Raw genomic sequence first — 17027 nt, 5'->3', positions numbered from 1 at the left:
GGTCCAATTTGATATGGCGAACACACTGAGCACCGACTTCGATCTCATGCGCTCGGTCGCGGCCGCGACGGACACCCGCAACGAGGAGATCCGGGCGATGCTGCAGGCCTTCATCGGTCGCATGGGCAGTGTGCCGCCCTCGGTGTGGGGCGGGGCCGCGGCCGTGCGCTTCAAAGACGTGCTGGATCGCTGGAACGCCGAGTCGACCCGGCTCTACCGCGTCCTGAACACCATCGCCGAGACCATTCGGCACAACGAGGTCGCGCTGCGGGAGGCCGGGGAGAACCACGCCCACCGCGTCGCCGCCGCCGGCGGAAACCTGTGAGCGGGGGAATGCCCATGGACCCAGTGCTGTCCTACAACTTCGGCGAAATCGAATACGCCGTGCGCCAAGAGATCCACACCACGACCGCCCGCTTCAATGCGGCACTCGACGAGCTGAGATCGCGGATCGCCCCGTTGCGCGACCTTTGGACGCGCGAGGCTGCGGCCGCGTATCAGGTCGAGCAACTGAAATGGCACCAGGCCGCCACCGCGCTCAACCAGATACTGGTCGACCTGGGAAACGCGGTGCGCGACGGCGCCCAGGACGTGGCCGACGCGGACCGCCGAGCGGCGGGAGTGTGGGCCCGGTAGCTCAAGTGGCCACCGTGCGGCGATAGCCGCACCAAGAAGCCCTGTGTGGTCCCGGCGGAGGAGAGCCGCCGGGACCACACAGTCCTACGGGCGGGAAGGTTTCGAAATCTCCCAGCTGCGGGCGAGGTGATCGGGCATGTCGAACGATGCGCGCACGCCACCCCGCTCTAACTCGAACGCACTCTCCAACAGTTCGCGCCCGAAATCCGCAGCTATATCCGAGACGAAGTGGTAGCGCGGCGTGGCGCGGCCGATCAGAGTCAGGACGTTTGTGGAGAACCAGTCGGCGATGCGCGCGAGCTGTTCGAGTTCACGGCGGTGATGCAAAGGCGGTACCAGCAGCAGGTCGGCGGTCTTGTCGCCGATCAGGTGGCGGATCAGCGGCGGGATCGTCTTATCGAACGTCTGGGTGGGCGTGAGCTGGTCGAGTAGCGCGAGAAGCGCACGGGTCATGTGCTGCCCCTCGGGCGACGCCGCGAAGCGCCGTCGCTTGATGGCGTCGAGCAGCGCGTCGGCGTCGGTGGGGTCATCCGGAAGCATGTTGTCGAGCACGCCCATCAGGTGGCCGATGACGGTCCACAGGTGGAGGTAGGCATCGATTTCCTTGCTGGACAAGGGCACACCAAGGCGACGCATCGGGTCTTTGACGACATACCAGAACGAGAGGATGGTCGCGGCCATGTCCTCCTGGTTGATCGGCACGCCCCAAGCGGGATTCCACATGCCGGGGTGCTTACGGGCGCGGTCCTTGATCAGGTAACGCACCGCGGCATGCATCAGGCGGACGTGCTGGATTGCGCGCAGGCCCTTGCCATTTGGATCGAGGCCGCCGGTGGTGCACGCGTCGATCAGGAACTGGCCGGTCTCCATCACCCGCCGCCGTGCGTCCGTGTCGAGCTGGGCGGTCAGGTACAGCACCTGGACGGCGTCGGCGTCCGCATACGCCGACGGGAGCGATGCGCAGAACAGGCACAGCGTGATGAGCAGGCCGTTCTTCTCGAACACCTGCTGCCCCAGCCGGATCTTGTCCGCGTCGGCCCACTCGGGCAGGGATAGCGAAGTGGTCAGGTAGCCGCGGAGCTCTTTGGGCAGATCCTTCGGCACCGGCTGGTCGTTGCGGACGAGCGTCCGCATGATCCGATTGACCTCGTTGACGTCCCGTTTAAAGACTTTCTCAACCACGTCGTCGGCCCGCGTATCACCCACCTTTCGCACGTCATCGAGGTGCCCCTTTGTCCATCTCGAGCTTCCATTTGCCGCCATTTGCACAGCATTGCAGATTTGGCGCTGTTGGCGAAGGGCCTATCGGCCATGAGAATTGTTAGAAAAGCGATGCGATGCCGCGAAAGGTGATGACGCACCAAGACGTTACTGATCAGCGCCGAGAACGTAACGCGGTGAGGTGCATAGTTTTCACATAATCTTTCTAGATTCTTGTCGCCACCAATTTGCATGCGTGTTATTTGCCCCCGAATCGCGAGGATGGACACGATGGTCGACGTCAATGAGGAATTCATGCACGAGCCCGGGCCGCACCCGGATTGGCAGGAAAGCTTCTTTTTCAGTTGGTTCGACGCGGAGTCGGACGCGGTGGGATTGGCCCGCATCGGATATCGGCCCAGCAATCACACCGCCGACGCGATCCTGTACACGATGCGCGACGGGCGCGTCGAGGGCGGCTACGCCAAGCTGCACGCCCGCTACGCCGGCACCCCGGATCCCGGCCACCTGAAGGTGGGGGCACTGGAGTTTCAGATGATCGAACCGATGTCGAAGTGGCGGCTATCGCTTCAGGGCCGCCACGAGGTGGACCTGACCTGGACGGCGCTGCATGCGCCGTTCGACTATCACGCCGAGGCGCCGCCCGGGGCGTACCTGCCGTCGGGCATCGCCGACACCCACATGGAGCAGTCCGGGTGGGTCACCGGCCGGGTGAAAATGAACGGCACTTCTTACCCGATCGACGGCCTCGGTCAGCGAGACAAGTCGTGGGGGATCCGCTTGTGGAGCAGTATCGAGCGCTGGGACTGGAACACGGTGCTGCTAAGCCCCGACTTCACCATGAACTGCACCCACCTGTTCGAGGGTGGGCGGGCTTACCCGACGGGCTACGTCTTCCACGACGGCGCGTGCCACGCGGTGGCGCAGTTGGCCGTTGAGCACGAGTGGGCCGGTCATCAGGTTCCCTGCGCCTCGCGGATGGTGGTCACCGACGTCAGCGGTTTGCGGCTCGCGATTCGCGGCCGCGTCATCGCCCAATCCTGCTTGTGGAAAAGGGGTTTGGTGATCCAGGAGTCGGCGACGCGCTTCGAAACGATCGTCGACGGCCGCTCTTTCACCGGTCTCGGCATCACCGAGCACGCCTGGCACGCCGGCGTACTGGGCTCGCTGCGGGTGCTGCCGCGGATGGGGCCCGCGGCGAGGATGGTCATGCCCTGATCTAGGGCATCGCCTCCGCCCAGGCGATGTGCCCGGCAAACTGCAGCGTTCTCGCCATCTCGCCGTAGCGATTCTTCAAGTCCGCGTACGCGGTGGCGTCCCCGCGGGCTTGCGCCACAAGGGCTTTCAATCGCAACAGCCAGATGTCGCGCATGGCCACACCGTCGGTCGGCGTCGCCGCCAACCGCTCGATGGCCGCCTCGGCTTCGGCGACATCGGCGTCGGTCCCGCGGTCCAGCAGCGTCTCCACCAGAACACCCGTCGCGGCAAAGCCCCAAGCCCCGCACACCTGCTGTCCCTCACGGAACAGATCGTTGACGGCGGCGCGCACGAGCGAAACGGCGTCGTCGCGATCGCCGCCCCGAGTCCTCTCCCGTGCCACATACGCGTTGACGATCGGCAATTCGCCCAGATTATGGCCCTGGCGCCGGAACACGTCGCTGAGTTCCGCCAGCAGCTTCTCGCCGCGCTCACGGTCGGGCGCCGTTGGGCGGTGCACCAACGCGACGCCCGGCGCCATCTGGGTGAAGGCCAGCGCGACGTCGTCACCGGATCGTTCGACGAGCCGCAAGGCCTCTTCGGTTTCGGCCACCGCCCGATCGTCGGGCGCCAAGACGCCCAGCGGTATCCCCGGGTTGTAGATGTACGCGACGACCAGGGCGTACGACATCGGGTCGGCCTTGCGGGCCATGGCGAGGCCCTGCTGCTGGTCGTCCTGCCATCCGGGAAGACCTAAGGAATACCGGGCGATGGCCCGCGTCGTAAGGGCCACCGCCAGCGGGGACCCGATGATGAAGTTTCCTTTGGACGGGTCGCCGTCGGCCATGTCGATGACCGCCTGTGACCACCGCAGCACGTCGGACCAGTTGTTGTTCTCCATCTTGGCGAAGATCAGCGAAATGGACAGCCCCACCGTCAAGGTCGGGTCGCCGAGCGCCTCGGCCAGAGTCCAGGCCTCCGACGCCAGCTGCGAGGCCTCGCGCGCCCGGGCCTGATGCGCGTGGTCCATCACCAGCCCCGCCATCCCCATGGCCAGCGACACCTTGTCCCCGACGGCGGCACACAGCTCGCGCAGTTCAGTGAAGCGGTCAGCCACCCCGCGCGCGTGGATTCGCCAGGCGATCGCGCACAACATGGTGCGCGGGGCGATGCGCATGGTCGCCCGGTTGGGGTCCTCCGCGGGTAGCCGGTCGGCGATCGTCTGGGCGCGCTCCCAACTCAGTCGGGCGGCGTTGATGTCGCGGTTGGTGGCCCACGTCGCCGAACGCATGTGCCAGCTGAACGCGGCGTGCGGATCACCGGCGGCCTCCAGGTGCTCGGCGATCAGCGCCGCGTTCTGGTCGGCCTGGTCCCCGGATTCGATTGCGGCGGCGACGCGCCGGTGCAGCTCGGCGCGATCCGATTTGAGCTGCGATTCGTAGGCCACGGTGCGGATCAGCGGATGGTGGAACACATACTCGGGTTCTCCGGTGAACTTGATCTGGTCGATGAGCTCCCCCGCCAACAGGTCGTCCAGGCTGGGATCAATCCCTAGCGTTTGCAACAAGTCTCGGCTGAACTGAGACCCGATCACCGCCGCGGCGCTCAGGGTGCGCTTGGCCGCCCAGTCCAGCCGGTCGATGCGCGCGGCGATGGTCGCTTGCAGCGTGACCGGCACGCGGACCTCGGTGACCGCCGCCTCCGTCACGTAGGCGCCGCGGTCACCGCGAAGCACACCGCGCTCGGCCAGCTCGCGCACCATCTCCTCGATGAAAAACGGATTGCCGGCGGCGCGCTCGGCGATCATGGCGGCCAGGGCGCCGACCGAGGGGTCCGGTCCGAGCAGCTCGCCGGCCAGCGTCGCGGCTTCCGAATCACTCAGCGGCGCAAGGGCGATCGTCTGCGCGCCGGTCACCTTGCTCAACGGACCCCGATATTCGGGGCGGTAGGTGAGCAGCACCAGCGTGGGCGTCTGCGGGGCCACCGTCACGAATTCGGCCAGCATCGAGCCGCTGACCTGGTCGACCCAGTGCACGTCCTCGATGACGTAGACCGCCGGGGATTGGCGGGCCAGCGACGCGGCATTGACCAGCGCGGTCAGCCGCCGCCGCCGCGCATCCGGGTCGATGGTCGGCAGCGCAACGTCGGGATCGGCGATGCCCAACAAGTCGTCGAGGAGCAACATGTCGTCCGGCTCGGCGTCGGGCACCCGGGACCGCAGCTCCGCGCGGGCGTCCGGCGCGTCCAGATCGGCCACCCAGAAGCTTGCACGCAGCATCCGCGCCACCAGATAGAAGGGGACGTCGCTGGCATGCGATTCGCAGAACGCGCTGAACACGTCGACACCCCGGGCTTCGGCCATCGCGGTGACCTCTCGCACCAGACGGCTCTTGCCGATGCCCGGTAACCCGACCACGCCGACCACGGTGCCGTGGACGCCGATGGCGCGCTCCAGCAAGCCCTCGATCGCCGACATCTCCCATCGCCGGCCGACCAGATTCGACTCGGCACGCCTTGGAGCGCGATGCCCGTCGCCCGCGCCCAGCAGGCGATGCGCGGGCACCGGCGCGTCGACACCCTTGATCTGAACCAGCTCGGCTTCGCCGAAGGCCGCGGCGCCCTCGACGAGTCGCGCGGTCGACACGCTGAGCATCACCGCACCCGGCGGGGCCGCCGATTCCATCCGTTGGGCGAGCCCGACCTGCTCGCCGATGGCGGTGTAGCCGAACGGCCCCGAACCGATTTCGCCGGCGATCACCTCACCGGAGTTGAGACCGACGCGCAACCGCAGCTCGATGCGGTCGCGTTTGTCGACGTCGGCGGCCAGCCGGGCGGTTTCCTCCTGGATGCCGAGCGCCGCAAGGCAAGCGCGGATGGCGTGGTCTTCCAACGCAACCGGCGCACCGAACACGGCCATGATGCCGTCGCCGGTGAACTTGTCCACCGTCCCGCCGTACCGCTCAACGACCGCGGCGCAGCGGTCGGCGAGGTCGGCCATGATCTGCAGCAGCCGTTCCGCGCCGACCGCGGCGGCGATTTCCATCGAGCCCACCACGTCGGCGAATAGCACCGTGACCTGCTTGTATTCCGCGTGCGCGTCGCCGTTTTGGACCGCCGAGCCGCAGCTGTGGCAGAACCGGGCGTCCTTGAAGGGCTCGGTGCCACACGTCCGACATGCTGCTCCGGCCGTCATCCGACCTCCGCCAATCCGGGCCCCCCGTTGCTGGGTGATCTAAGGATAAGTTGCAGAGGTCACAAGGGCACCTTTCATACCAGTCTCGGCGATTTTGACCTGCGGGGACGACGATCGGTAAGCTGCTCCGTTGGCGTGCGGTACGCCGGGGCCTCGGGTCAATGTCGGTCGCCGAGATCAAACCCCACCGCGAACGCCTGACTGGCACCCGGCTCGACCCGGGATCCACATCCTCGTACAAGAGGCTAGAGAAGAGAAGGTAAGCGCTGTGCCCACCTACGCGCCAAAGGCGGGTGACACCACGCGGTCGTGGTACGTCATCGACGCCACGGACGTGGTGCTTGGCCGCCTTGCCGTCGCGGCGGCCAACCTGCTGCGCGGCAAGCACAAGCCGACGTTCGCGCCCAATGTCGACGGCGGTGACTTCGTCATCGTCATCAACGCCGAAAAGGTCGCCCTGTCCGGCGACAAACTGCAGAGCAAGCTGGCCTACCGCCACTCGGGGTATCCCGGCGGGCTGCACAGCCGCACGACCGGCGAGCTGCTGGAAAAGCACCCGACCCGCGTCGTGGAGAAGGCCATCGTCGGCATGCTCCCCAAGAACAAGCTCAGCCGGCAGATCCAGCGCAAGCTCCGCGTCTACGCAGGTCCGGAGCATCCCCACACCGCTCAGCAGCCGGTTCCGTACGAGATCAAGCAGGTGGCCCAGTGACCGAGACAACCGAGGCCGTGGAAGCTCAGGCGACCCCGGAGACCCCCGAGGCACCGGAGACCCCGGCCGAAGCTCCGGCCGTCCGTCCCGCCGAGTCGTTCGTGTTCGAGCGGCCCATCCAGACCGTCGGCCGCCGCAAAGAGGCCGTGGTGCGGGTGCGCATCGTGCCCGGCACCGGCAAGTTCGACCTCAACGGCCGCAGCCTCGAGGACTACTTCCCCAACAAGGTGCACCAGCAGCTGATCAAGGCCCCGTTGGTCACCGTCGACCGGGTGGAGAGCTTCGACGTCTTCGCCCTGCTGCACGGCGGCGGTCCGTCGGGTCAGGCCGGGGCGCTTCGCCTGGGCATCGCCCGGGCGCTGATCCTGGCCTCGCCCGAGGACCGGCCCGCGCTGAAGAAGGCCGGCTTCCTCACCCGTGACCCGCGCGCCACCGAGCGCAAGAAGTACGGGCTGAAGAAGGCGCGCAAGGCGCCGCAGTACAGCAAGCGCTGATCAACGTCACTTTCTGGCCGCAAAACCGCGTCTTGCGGCGTGTCTGCGCGCGTTCGCGCGTGGTTTCGGTCAGAAAAGAACGGGCACGTTAGGTGTCTGAGCGTCAACTGTGAGAGGTTTTACCGCATGGGTCGACTATTCGGCACCGACGGTGTGCGCGGGGTCGCCAATCGCGAGTTGACCGCCGAGCTGGCGTTGGCCCTGGGCGCCGCGGCGGCCCGGCGCCTGGCGAGTTCGGGTGCACCGGGCCGGCGGATGGCCGTGATCGGCCGCGATCCCAGGGCCAGCGGCGAGATGCTGGAGGCCGCGGTGATCGCCGGGCTGACCAGCCAGGGCGTCGACGCGCTTCGGGTCGGGGTGCTGCCCACCCCGGCGGTGGCCTACCTGACCGGCGCCTACGACGCCGACTTCGGGGTGATGATCTCCGCGTCGCACAACCCGATGCCCGACAACGGCATCAAGATCTTCGGACCCGGCGGCCACAAGCTGGACGACTCCACCGAGGACCAGATCGAGGAGCTCGTCGCGGCGGGGCCGGGGTTGCGCCCGGCCGGCGCCGGGATCGGCCGGGTCGTCGACGCCGAGGATGCGGCCGACCGCTACCTGCGCCACCTGTCCAAGGCGAGCACGCTGCGCCTGGACGGCCTGACCGTGGTGGTCGACTGCGCCCATGGCGCGGCGTCGTCGGTGGCCCCCCGCGCCTACCGCGCGGCCGGCGCGCGGGTGATCGCCATCAACGCCGACCCCAACGGGCTCAACATCAACGACGGCTGCGGTTCGACGCACCTGGACGCGGTGAAGGCCGCGGTCATCGATCACCGCGCCGACCTGGGCCTGGCGCACGACGGGGACGCCGACCGGTGCCTGGCCGTCGACGCCAGCGGGGAGCTCGTCGACGGCGACCACATCATGGTGGTGCTGGCGCTGGCCATGCGGGATGCGGGCGAGCTGGCCTCGGACACGTTGGTGACCACCGTGATGAGCAACCTCGGGCTGCACCTGGCCATGCGGTCGGCGGGCATCGCCGTGCGCACGACCGGTGTCGGTGACCGCTACGTCCTGGAGGAGCTCCGGGCCGGCGACTACAGCCTGGGCGGCGAGCAGTCGGGGCACATCGTGATGCCCGCGGCGGGCTCCACCGGCGACGGCATCGTCACCGGGCTGCGACTGATGAACCGCATGGTGCAGACCGGCGCCTCGCTGGCCGACCTCGCCTCGGCGATGCGGGCGCTGCCGCAGGTGCTGATCAACGTCAAGGTCGCCGACAAGGCCACCGCCGCCGCGGCGCCCTCGGTGCGGACCGCGCTCGAGCGGGCCGAGGCCGAACTGGGTGACACCGGCCGAATCCTGTTGCGCCCCTCGGGAACCGAGCCGATGATCCGGGTTATGGTGGAGGCGCCCGAAGAGAGCGTCGCGCAGCGGGTCGCCACCCGGGTCGCCGAAGCGGTGAGCGACGCGCGCTGATCGACTAGCGCGGGAACCGCGGCGCGACATCCGCCGTCGGATTAGGCATGAGATTCGACAACTCGGCGGTGCTCAGGGTCGCCGATCAGATGGGCGCGGCAGCCGACCTCCTCGAGCGCGCGGTGGCAGATCACTTGGCGCGGTTGACTTTCGGCGGTGCCGTCGCCGGCCGGGACCACACCGCGCGGGGCGACGCCCTGCGCGTGCAACTGGAGCGGCTGACGGCCGAGGTGACGCAGTGGTCGCGCGCGGCGGCGGCGACGGCCGCGGCGCTGCGGGCCGGCGCCGAGAACTACGCCGACGCCGAAATGTACGCCGCGGCGCGGATCGCCTGACCGTGGCCGACCGGTTGGACGTCGCCGGGCGCCTTGCCGAAGGCCGCTCCGCCGTCGAGCGCACCGAGAGCTACGTGCGGGCCTGCCACGCGCTCGGCTACCAGCATCCCGGCCTGACGGCGCATCCGTCCCAGATCCGCGATTGGTACGACGGCGAAGAGGGCCTGGATCTTCGCGCGCTCGACCGTGACTGCGCGGAACTGCGGGCCGCGGGCGCGGTGGTCATGGAGGCGCTCGGGACGCAGCGCGCGCAGCTCGCCCAGCTGGCCGCGGCGTGGCTGGGGCCGGGCGGGGACTCCGCGGTCCGGTTCCTGGAGCGTCATTGCGACGCCGCGAGCGTGGTGGCCACCGAGGTCCGCGCGGCGGGCCAACGGTGCGAGTCGCTGCGCGACAACCTGTGGTATTTGGTCGATTCGAAGGTCGCGACGGCCATCGCCATCGACGAGGCCACGCGGGCCCAGCGTCCGGCGTGGTTGGCCGCCGCCGCGGCGGTTACGACCGGGGCGGGGGAGCGGGCCGGCGCCGAGGAGGTGGTGCGCCAGGAGGTAATTCCATACGTGGACAACGAGATTCGTGACGACTGGCTGACGACGATGCGCTCGACGGCCGAGGGGGTGGACACGTCCTACGCCATGGTGATCGACCGGATGGCGGCCACGCCGGCGGCGCGCTTCGAGGTGCCCGGCGACTTCGGGGGCGGTTACCAGCCGCACCCGGCACGCTCACCGGCCGCGTTGGTCGCGCCCGCCGCGCTCCCCGGGCCGCCGGCGGATCCCGTTGCGGCGCCGGCGATGTCGACGGCCGCGCCGCCGCTGCCCGACCTGGGCTCGGCGTCGGCCATGCCCGCGGGCGGTGATGTGGGCGGCGGCGGCCTGGGCGGGCTCGGCGCGCTGGCCGATCGGATCGTCGGCGCGATGGGCTCGCTGCTGGGCCCGGCGGGCGACCAGTCGGGCATCGACGACGCCTTCGACGACGCAATCGACGACGAAGCGGACCCGTTCCACCCCGACGACGCCGCGGACCGGCCCGATGAACCCGACGAGGCGAAAGGCGTTGCCCAGGAGCGGGATTCCGAGGTCGCCGGGCCGGTTCAGGATGCTCGGCCGGTTGACGAGCCGGCGCCGCCGGCACCCGCACCCGCACCCGCCCCCGCGCCGGTCGCCGCGCCGGTCGCCGCGCCGGTCGCCGCGCCGCCGAACGACGGAGCGACGCCGTGCGAGATTGCCGCGGACCAACTTCCGCAGGCGGGGCAGTGATGGCTCAGGCCGGCCGCATCCGCAGCACGTCCTCGACGAAGCACATCGCTTCACCGGGATCGGCCGCCAGGGGGTTGACCAACAGCGTCGTCACGCCGGACTCGGCGAAGGCGGCCAGGCGTTCGGCGACGTATCCGCGGGGCCCGACGAGCGACATCCCGCGCACCAATTCGTCGGGCACCAAGGCGGTGGCCTCGCGCTTGCGGCCCGACAGGTAGAGCTCCTGGATGCGGTCGGCGATCTCGCCGAACCCGTAGCGCGTGGCCAGGCTGTGGTAGAAGTTGCGGCCCTTGGCGCCCATCCCGCCGAGGTAGAGGGCAAGCTGCGGCTTGCTCCAGGCCAACCGGTCCTCGACGTCGTCGCCGATCGCCAGACCGGCGTGCACCATGACGTCGAGCGGCCCCAGCGCCGGGTCGCGTTTGGCGGCGCCGGCGGCCAGCGCCTCGCCCCACACCAGGTGGGCCTTGTCCGGAAGGTAGAAGACCGGCTGCCAGCCCTCGGCGATCTCGGCGGTGAGCTCGACGTTCTTCGGGCCCAGCGCCGCGATGGAGATCGGAATCCGTTCGCGCACCGGGTGATTGATCAGCTGCAGCGCCTTGCCCAGCCCGGTCCCGCGGTCGGCGGGCAACGGGATTTGGTAGTGCTTGCCGGCGTATTGCAGCCGCTCGCGCCGCCACACCCGCCGGCAGATCTCCACGATCTCGCGGGTGCGGCCCAGTGGGGCGTCGAACTCGACGCCGTGGAAGCCCTCCATCACCTGCGGCCCCGAAGTGCCGATGCCAAGACGAAATCGCCCGTCGGACACGAAATCCAGGCCCGCGGCGGTCATTGCCAGCAGCGTCGGCGTGCGGATGTAGATCGGCAGCACCCCCGACGCCAGCTCGACGGTGTTGGTCTTGGCGGCCAGATAGCCGAGCTGGCTGACCGCGTCGAACGCGTACGCCTCGGCCACCACCGCCACTTCGATGCCGGCCTTTTCGAGTTCGACGACGCGGTCGACGGCCTCGTGAAAGCCGCCCGAATAGTCCAGAGCGATCCCGATTCGCATCAATGAGAGATACCACGCGGGCGCGCGCGCGCTACTTCAGGAGCGCGACGACCTTTTCCTCGAGGGCGACCGGCTCGGCCTCCGGGTCCGGCGGAACCGTCCGCGGCAGCTTCGCGTCCGGATCGGCGAAGTCGCGATACTTCTTGTCACCGCCGAGCGCGTAGAGCAGGTAGCCGGTCAACAGCGCCCGGACCGATCGCTGGGTGCGCCGGTGCGGGCCGGGCAGTCCGACCACCTTCGTCAGTCGCCGGCCCTCGACCAGCCCGCCGGGCTCGGCCTTGGCGACGATGCGCAGCGTGGCCGCGTCCCACGCGGCGTCCAGCGCCAGGGCGTTGGAGTTCAGCGATTTCGGGTCCCCCGGCGCGGTCAGGAGCAGGCCCGGGACCTTCAGCGCCGCGGCGGGCTGCTCGGCCGGCGGCGTGGTGACCGACGGGAAGAGCGCCGCGACGGCCGCGGGTTTCTCGGGCATCCCGGCCGCGGCGAACACGGCGGCCGAGGCGCCGAAGCCGTGGCCCACCACGCCGAGCTTGGCGGGATGCACGCTGATGTTGCCCGGCCCCAGACGCACGCCCGACACGATGTCGAGGGCGGTACCGAGGTCGAACGCGAAGTTCAGCACCGAGGGCGCCAGCCCCCGCTGGGTGTCGGGGGCGCCGGCCACGATGCCCCAGGAGGCGAGGTGCTCCAGCAGGCCCGAATAACGGGCCGCGCCGACGAGCCAGTCATGGCCGAACGCGATGCCGGGCAGGTTGAGGCCCGCCTCGGGCGTGTAGACCACCCCCGGCAAACCGGCGAATGCCAGGTCGCCGCGCAAAACCCGGTGCGGTCCACGGCGGCTGAGGGCGGCGACGAGCTTGCGGGTGCGGGCCACCCGTCGACGTTAGCGCATGGCGCCGCTAGGCCGTGACCTCGATAACACCCACCCGCCACAGCGCCGCGTACAGGTGGCGCAGCGGGATGCTCAGCAAACGCGAGGCCGCGTCCACCATCGGGTCGCCGCCGGCGACCGGCGGGCGGGGCGTCCGCTTCGGCGCGGGCGCTACGGTCGGCCGTGGCGCGGCAGGGGCGGTCACCACTTCGTCGAACAGCACAGCGGTCATGATTCCCTCCTGAAAGCTCTTTACGGGTCGTTCACCGATTCCCGGTTTTCCGTTGTTAATCTTTGCTAGATATTTATTTGCGCAGGGTTTACGAAAAGTTGAACTGCTGGCATTCGCTGGTATTGAAAGTCACTTGTAATGTTTACCTGTCGGATTTTCGGCGGTGACCCGTCGCGTTCAATCCTTGGCTTACAGGTAGATTCGCCGGTAAAGGCCGAGCGCCACCCCCGTTATTCTTTCCGCTGGCCTCGGGTTGTCGCCAGCTGTTACCCGATATTTCGCAGTGTAAAGCGAATGGTTGCTGGGGAAAGGACGCCGACGGGAACGCCACGAATACATCGGGTGAAATAAACCCCGATCGCTGATGAAGGCGGCATGAATGCATCGCTGCGGTCCCTCCGTGCCGGTGTCGATGGCTACAGCCTCGGGCCCGCGCCTGGAGGGATTCTCAACGATTTCTTGGCGCGGCCGGCATGCGATATCCGCAGGTCGGGCCGGTGCTGGCGGTTCCGGCGCGATCGCTGCACTACCCTGTTCAGGATGTGCGGGATTGTCGGCTACGTCGGGCACCGCCCGGCCTGCGAGGTCGTGATGGACGCGCTGCGCCGGATGGAGTACCGCGGCTACGACTCATCGGGGATCGCGCTGGTCGACGGCCAGGGCAAACTCACCGTTCGGCGTCGCGCCGGGCGACTGGCCAACCTGGAAGAGGCGGTCGCGGAGATGGCGCCGGCGTCGCTGGCCGGCACCACCGGGCTGGGCCACACGCGCTGGGCCACCCACGGCCGCCCCACCGACCGCAACGCGCACCCGCACCGCGACGCCGCGGGCAAGATCGCCGTCGTCCACAACGGCATCATCGAGAACTTCCCGGCCCTGCGGCACGAGCTGGAGGCCGCCGGTGTGGAGTTCGCCAGCGACACCGACACCGAGGTGGCGGTGCACCTGGTGGCCCAGGCCTACCACCACGGCGACACCGCGGGCGACTTCGCCGCGTCGGTGCTGGCGGTGCTGCGCCGCCTCGAGGGCCACTTCACCCTGGTGTTCGCCAACGCCGACGAGCCGGGCACCATCGTCGCCGCCCGCCGCTCGACCCCGCTGGTGCTCGGGATCGGCGACGGGGAGATGTTCGTCGGCTCCGACGTGGCGGCGTTCATCGAGCACACGCGCAACGCCGTCGAACTCGGGCAGGACCAGGCCGTGGTGATCACCGCGGACGGCTACCGCGTCACCGACTTCGACGGAAACCTGGACGTCGAGTACCGCGAGTTCCACATCGACTGGGACCTGGCCGCGGCCGAAAAGGGCGGCTACCCCTACTTCATGCTCAAGGAGATCGCCGAGCAGCCCACCGCGGTCGCCGACACCCTGCTCGGGCACTTCGTCGGCGGCCGGATCGTCCTCGACGAGCAGCGCCTGTCCGATCAGGAACTGCGCGAGATCGACAAGGTCTTCGTGGTCGCCTGCGGCACCGCCTACCACTCGGGGCTGCTCGCCAAGTACGCGATCGAGCACTGGACCCGGCTGCCGGTCGAGGTCGAGCTGGCCAGCGAATTCCGCTACCGCGACCCGGTGCTGGACCGCAGCACCCTGGTCGTCGCGATCTCGCAGTCCGGGGAGACCGCCGACACCCTGGAGGCGGTGCGGCACGCCAAGGACCAGAAGGCCAAGGTGCTGGCGATCTGCAACACCAACGGCTCGCAGATCCCGCGCGAGTGCGACGCGGTGCTCTACACCCGCGCCGGACCGGAGATCGGCGTGGCCTCGACCAAGACGTTCCTGGCGCAGATCGCCGCCAACTACCTGGTCGGCCTGGCGCTCGCGCAGGCCCGCGGCACCAAGTACCCCGACGAGGTCGAGCGCGAGTACCGCGAGCTGGAGGCGATGCCCGACCTGGTGGCCCGGGTGCTGGCGACCATCGAGCCGGTCGCCGCGCTGGCCCATCGGTTCGCACAGTCCTCGACCGTGCTGTTCTTGGGGCGCCACGTCGGCTATCCCGTGGCGCTGGAGGGCGCGCTCAAGCTCAAGGAACTGGCCTACATGCACGCCGAGGGCTTCGCCGCCGGCGAGCTCAAACACGGCCCGATCGCGCTGATCGAGGACGGCCTGCCGGTGATCGTCGTGATGCCCTCGCCCAAGGGTCAGGCCACGCTGCATGCCAAGCTGCTCTCCAACATCCGCGAGATCCAGACCCGCGGGGCGGTGACCATCGTGATCTCCGAGGAGGGCGACGACACCGTGCGCCCCTACGCCGATCACCTCATCGAAATCCCCTCGGTCTCAACGCTTCTGCAGCCGCTTTTGTCGACCATCCCGCTGCAGGTGTTCGCCGCGTCGGTCGCACAGGCCCGCGGCTACGACGTCGACAAGCCGCGCAACCTGGCAAAGTCCGTCACCGTCGAATAGCCGGGCGCCCGTAGTGCCGCTTCGGTCGTAAGGTCGCGAGATCCGCAGCGGTTCCGTTACATTGCCCTGGGAACACGCCACTCCACAGGGGTAGGAACAGCATGCGGTCGGAGGTCAAACGGTTCGCCGCGGTGGGTTTTATCGTGCTCATCGTCGGGACCTACGTTGCGTTGGTCGAGCTCTACCAGAACACGGTCGAAGGATCCTTGGCCGGCATTTTGAGCGACAACGCCGAGACGGCCACCAGGAGCATGGCGACGTTGACCGTGGAAGAGATGCAGTCGAACTACAGCGCGATCGTCGCCAACGTGGCCGTCGCGCCCGGACCCGAGCTGTTGGATCCGGTCACCCACCGTCTCAAGGAAGATCTCATCCTTCGCGTCAGGTCATCGGCTCAGCCGAGTCGGCGCGACTACACGAAAGGCATGCTTCCCGGTGTCTTTCCGGTCCCGCTGACCATCGCGGGTCACGTCGAACGGTGGCCTTTCGACAGCTACACCTCGGGACCGATCGAGGTGCAACTCTTCAGCGGCGGCGATACGTCGAAACCACCCGAACTCATCCCGGTGACACTCATCGACCACCTGCCCGGCTTCAAGGTCTCCGCCACCAAGATGGCCGACCACGAGGGGTACAGGATCAGCGTGCGGCGGGCGCTGAGCACCGCTGTGTTCGGCATCGTCATCTGCGGCGTGCTCATCGCCATCGCCGGCCTGGGCCTATTCGTGGCGATTCAGACGTTGCGTGACCGGCGGAAGTTTCAGCCCCCGATGACGACGTGGTACGCGGCGATGCTCTTCGCGGTGGTGCCGTTGCGCAACGCGCTTCCCGGCTCGCCCCCCTTCGGGGCATGGATCGATGTGACCGTCGTGCTCTGGGTGATCGTCGCGCTCGCGATCGCGATGCTGATCTACATCGCCTGCTGGTGGCGGCATCTAAAACCGGAGGCTGTCCCCGCGCCGCCGGCGGCGGAGCCGGTCCTGGCGCCATCGGGCTGACGTGCCGGTGGGGGTGGTTGTGAAATTCGGCGTCGTCGCACTGATCGTGGGGGTGGTCGCGGCGTACGCCGCCTCGGTCGCGCTATATGCCAGCAGCGGTGGCCACCGGCACCACCACCGGGAGATCACGGCCGCGGGCGACCGAAGCACGGCCACGTTGGTGATCGAAGACATCCAGTCGAACTACAGCGTTCTGATGGCCAACCTCTCCCTCTCGCCGGGTCCGGCCCTGCTGGATCCACAAACCCAGCACCTCAACGATGACCTGGGCCTGCGGGTGCGATCCGTGGCGACGCCGACCCGCCGCACGTGGACGAAGGGAATGCTGCCCGGCGTCTTCCCCGTTCCGCTCACGGTCGCCGGTGACATCGAGAACTGGCCCTTCGACCACTACCGCTCGGGCCCGATCGAGGTCGAACTCATGCGCGGCGGCGGCGAAACCGTCGTCGAGCGGGTCCCGGTGACGTTCGTCAATCACCTTTCCGGTTGGCAGGTGTCCACCACCGGGTCGGGCCCCTACCGCGTGAGCGTGCACCGCTCGTTGAGCGCGGCGGCGTTCGGCGTCGTCATCTGCGGGGTCCTGGTCGCCATCGCCGGCCTGGGCCTGTTCGTCGCCGTTCAGACGGTGCGCAACCGGCGGAAGTTTCAGCCCCCGATGACGACGTGGTACGCGGCGATGCTTTTCGCGGTGGTGCCGCTGCGCAACGCGCTTCCGGGCTCGCCGCCGTTCGGCGGCTGGATCGACATCACGCTCGTGTTGTGGGTGCTCGTCGTCCTGGTGGTCTCTATGGTGCTCTACATCGCGTGCTGGTGGCGGCAACTGAGGCCGGAGGTCCCTGCCGCGCCAGCGAACCCGGTGCCGTCGAGCTGAGCCAACCCGGCTCCCGCGAAGCGAGTGCACCGAATGGATTGCGTTGCAACGCTTTCGCGCGTATGCCCGCAGCCGCCGGAGTCGCTGGGCTACATT

General features: G+C 68.7%; 16 protein-coding genes. 11 read left to right on the top strand and 5 right to left on the bottom strand.

The genetic code is table 11. The features are described 5' to 3' along the window. Nucleotides 1-13 precede the first annotated feature (13 nt). A complete protein-coding gene (locus AC5Y5E_RS03870) occupies nucleotides 14-325 on the top strand; it encodes a WXG100 family type VII secretion target (protein ID WP_499901633.1) in 312 nt (103 codons plus the stop codon). 8 nt (nucleotides 326-333) lie between these two features. Next, nucleotides 334-636: a WXG100 family type VII secretion target gene (locus AC5Y5E_RS03865; protein WP_499901632.1), complete on the top strand. Its 303-nt coding sequence runs from the start codon at nucleotides 334-336 to the stop codon at nucleotides 634-636. Nucleotides 637-720: 84 nt separating this feature from the next. Here the strand turns inward: AC5Y5E_RS03865 and AC5Y5E_RS03860 are convergent, their stop codons facing one another. Further along, entirely contained in the window at nucleotides 721-1842 is a 1122-nt protein-coding gene (locus tag AC5Y5E_RS03860; protein ID WP_499901631.1) for an oxygenase MpaB family protein, read from the bottom strand. A gap of 285 nt (nucleotides 1843-2127) precedes the next feature. Here AC5Y5E_RS03860 and AC5Y5E_RS03855 point away from each other — a divergent pair, with 285 nt between their 5' ends. Beyond that, nucleotides 2128-3075, top strand: a complete 948-nt coding sequence (locus AC5Y5E_RS03855) for a DUF7064 domain-containing protein (RefSeq protein ID WP_499901630.1) — start codon at nucleotides 2128-2130, stop codon at nucleotides 3073-3075. A gap of 1 nt (nucleotide 3076) precedes the next feature. Here the strand turns inward: AC5Y5E_RS03855 and AC5Y5E_RS03850 are convergent, their stop codons facing one another. Next, a complete protein-coding gene (locus AC5Y5E_RS03850; RefSeq protein ID WP_499901629.1) occupies nucleotides 3077-6247 on the bottom strand; it encodes an ATP-binding protein in 3171 nt (1056 codons plus the stop codon). 268 nt (nucleotides 6248-6515) lie between these two features. Here AC5Y5E_RS03850 and rplM point away from each other — a divergent pair, with 268 nt between their 5' ends. The 5 genes from rplM to AC5Y5E_RS03825 all read left to right on the top strand — a co-directional run bounded on the left by rplM (nucleotide 6516) and on the right by AC5Y5E_RS03825 (nucleotide 10508). Continuing rightward, entirely contained in the window at nucleotides 6516-6959 is a 444-nt protein-coding gene (rplM, locus tag AC5Y5E_RS03845; RefSeq protein ID WP_066933818.1) for a 50S ribosomal protein L13, read from the top strand. Then, complete coding sequence (rpsI, locus tag AC5Y5E_RS03840; RefSeq protein ID WP_499901628.1) at nucleotides 6956-7453, top strand: 30S ribosomal protein S9; 498 nt, start codon at nucleotides 6956-6958, stop codon at nucleotides 7451-7453. Before rplM ends, rpsI begins: the two co-directional genes overlap by 4 nt. 126 nt (nucleotides 7454-7579) lie before the next feature. Next, complete coding sequence (gene glmM, locus AC5Y5E_RS03835; protein WP_499901627.1) at nucleotides 7580-8917, top strand: phosphoglucosamine mutase; 1338 nt, start codon at nucleotides 7580-7582, stop codon at nucleotides 8915-8917. 47 nt (nucleotides 8918-8964) lie between these two features. Further along, a complete protein-coding gene (locus AC5Y5E_RS03830; protein ID WP_499901626.1) occupies nucleotides 8965-9252 on the top strand; it encodes a hypothetical protein in 288 nt (95 codons plus the stop codon). Nucleotides 9253-9254: 2 nt separating this feature from the next. Continuing rightward, nucleotides 9255-10508: a hypothetical protein gene (locus AC5Y5E_RS03825; protein WP_499901625.1), complete on the top strand. Its 1254-nt coding sequence runs from the start codon at nucleotides 9255-9257 to the stop codon at nucleotides 10506-10508. A 4-nt stretch (nucleotides 10509-10512) separates the two neighbouring features. Here AC5Y5E_RS03825 and AC5Y5E_RS03820 read toward each other — a convergent pair whose 3' ends face one another. The 3 genes from AC5Y5E_RS03820 to AC5Y5E_RS03810 are packed head-to-tail and all read right to left on the bottom strand — an operon-like array spanning nucleotide 10513 to nucleotide 12656. Further along, entirely contained in the window at nucleotides 10513-11556 is a 1044-nt protein-coding gene (locus AC5Y5E_RS03820; RefSeq protein ID WP_499901624.1) for an LLM class F420-dependent oxidoreductase, read from the bottom strand. Nucleotides 11557-11587: 31 nt separating this feature from the next. Then, the gene (locus AC5Y5E_RS03815) at nucleotides 11588-12427 is read right to left on the bottom strand and encodes a dienelactone hydrolase family protein (RefSeq protein WP_499901623.1); all 840 of its coding nucleotides are present in this window, start codon (nucleotides 12425-12427) and stop codon (nucleotides 11588-11590) included. 25 nt (nucleotides 12428-12452) lie between these two features. Further along, nucleotides 12453-12656, bottom strand: coding sequence for an Rv1535 family protein (locus AC5Y5E_RS03810; protein WP_499901622.1), 204 nt, complete (start codon nucleotides 12654-12656; stop codon nucleotides 12453-12455). A gap of 540 nt (nucleotides 12657-13196) precedes the next feature. Here AC5Y5E_RS03810 and glmS point away from each other — a divergent pair. From glmS to AC5Y5E_RS03795, 3 genes are all read left to right on the top strand, one after another. Further along, a complete protein-coding gene (gene glmS, locus AC5Y5E_RS03805; protein ID WP_499901620.1) occupies nucleotides 13197-15062 on the top strand; it encodes a glutamine--fructose-6-phosphate transaminase (isomerizing) in 1866 nt (621 codons plus the stop codon). Nucleotides 15063-15163: 101 nt separating this feature from the next. Further along, on the top strand, nucleotides 15164-16060 hold the full coding sequence (locus AC5Y5E_RS03800; protein ID WP_499901619.1) for a DUF4436 domain-containing protein: 897 nt from the start codon (nucleotides 15164-15166) through the stop codon (nucleotides 16058-16060). Between the two features lie 19 nt (nucleotides 16061-16079). Then, nucleotides 16080-16931, top strand: a complete 852-nt coding sequence (locus AC5Y5E_RS03795) for a DUF4436 domain-containing protein (RefSeq protein ID WP_499901618.1) — start codon at nucleotides 16080-16082, stop codon at nucleotides 16929-16931. Nucleotides 16932-17027: the final 96 nt, after the last annotated feature.

It is taken from the genome of Mycobacterium sp. NGS54, assembly GCF_059812465.1.
The sequence above is the reverse complement of the archived record's forward strand: the minus strand, read 5'-3'. Positions and strand labels throughout refer to the sequence as shown.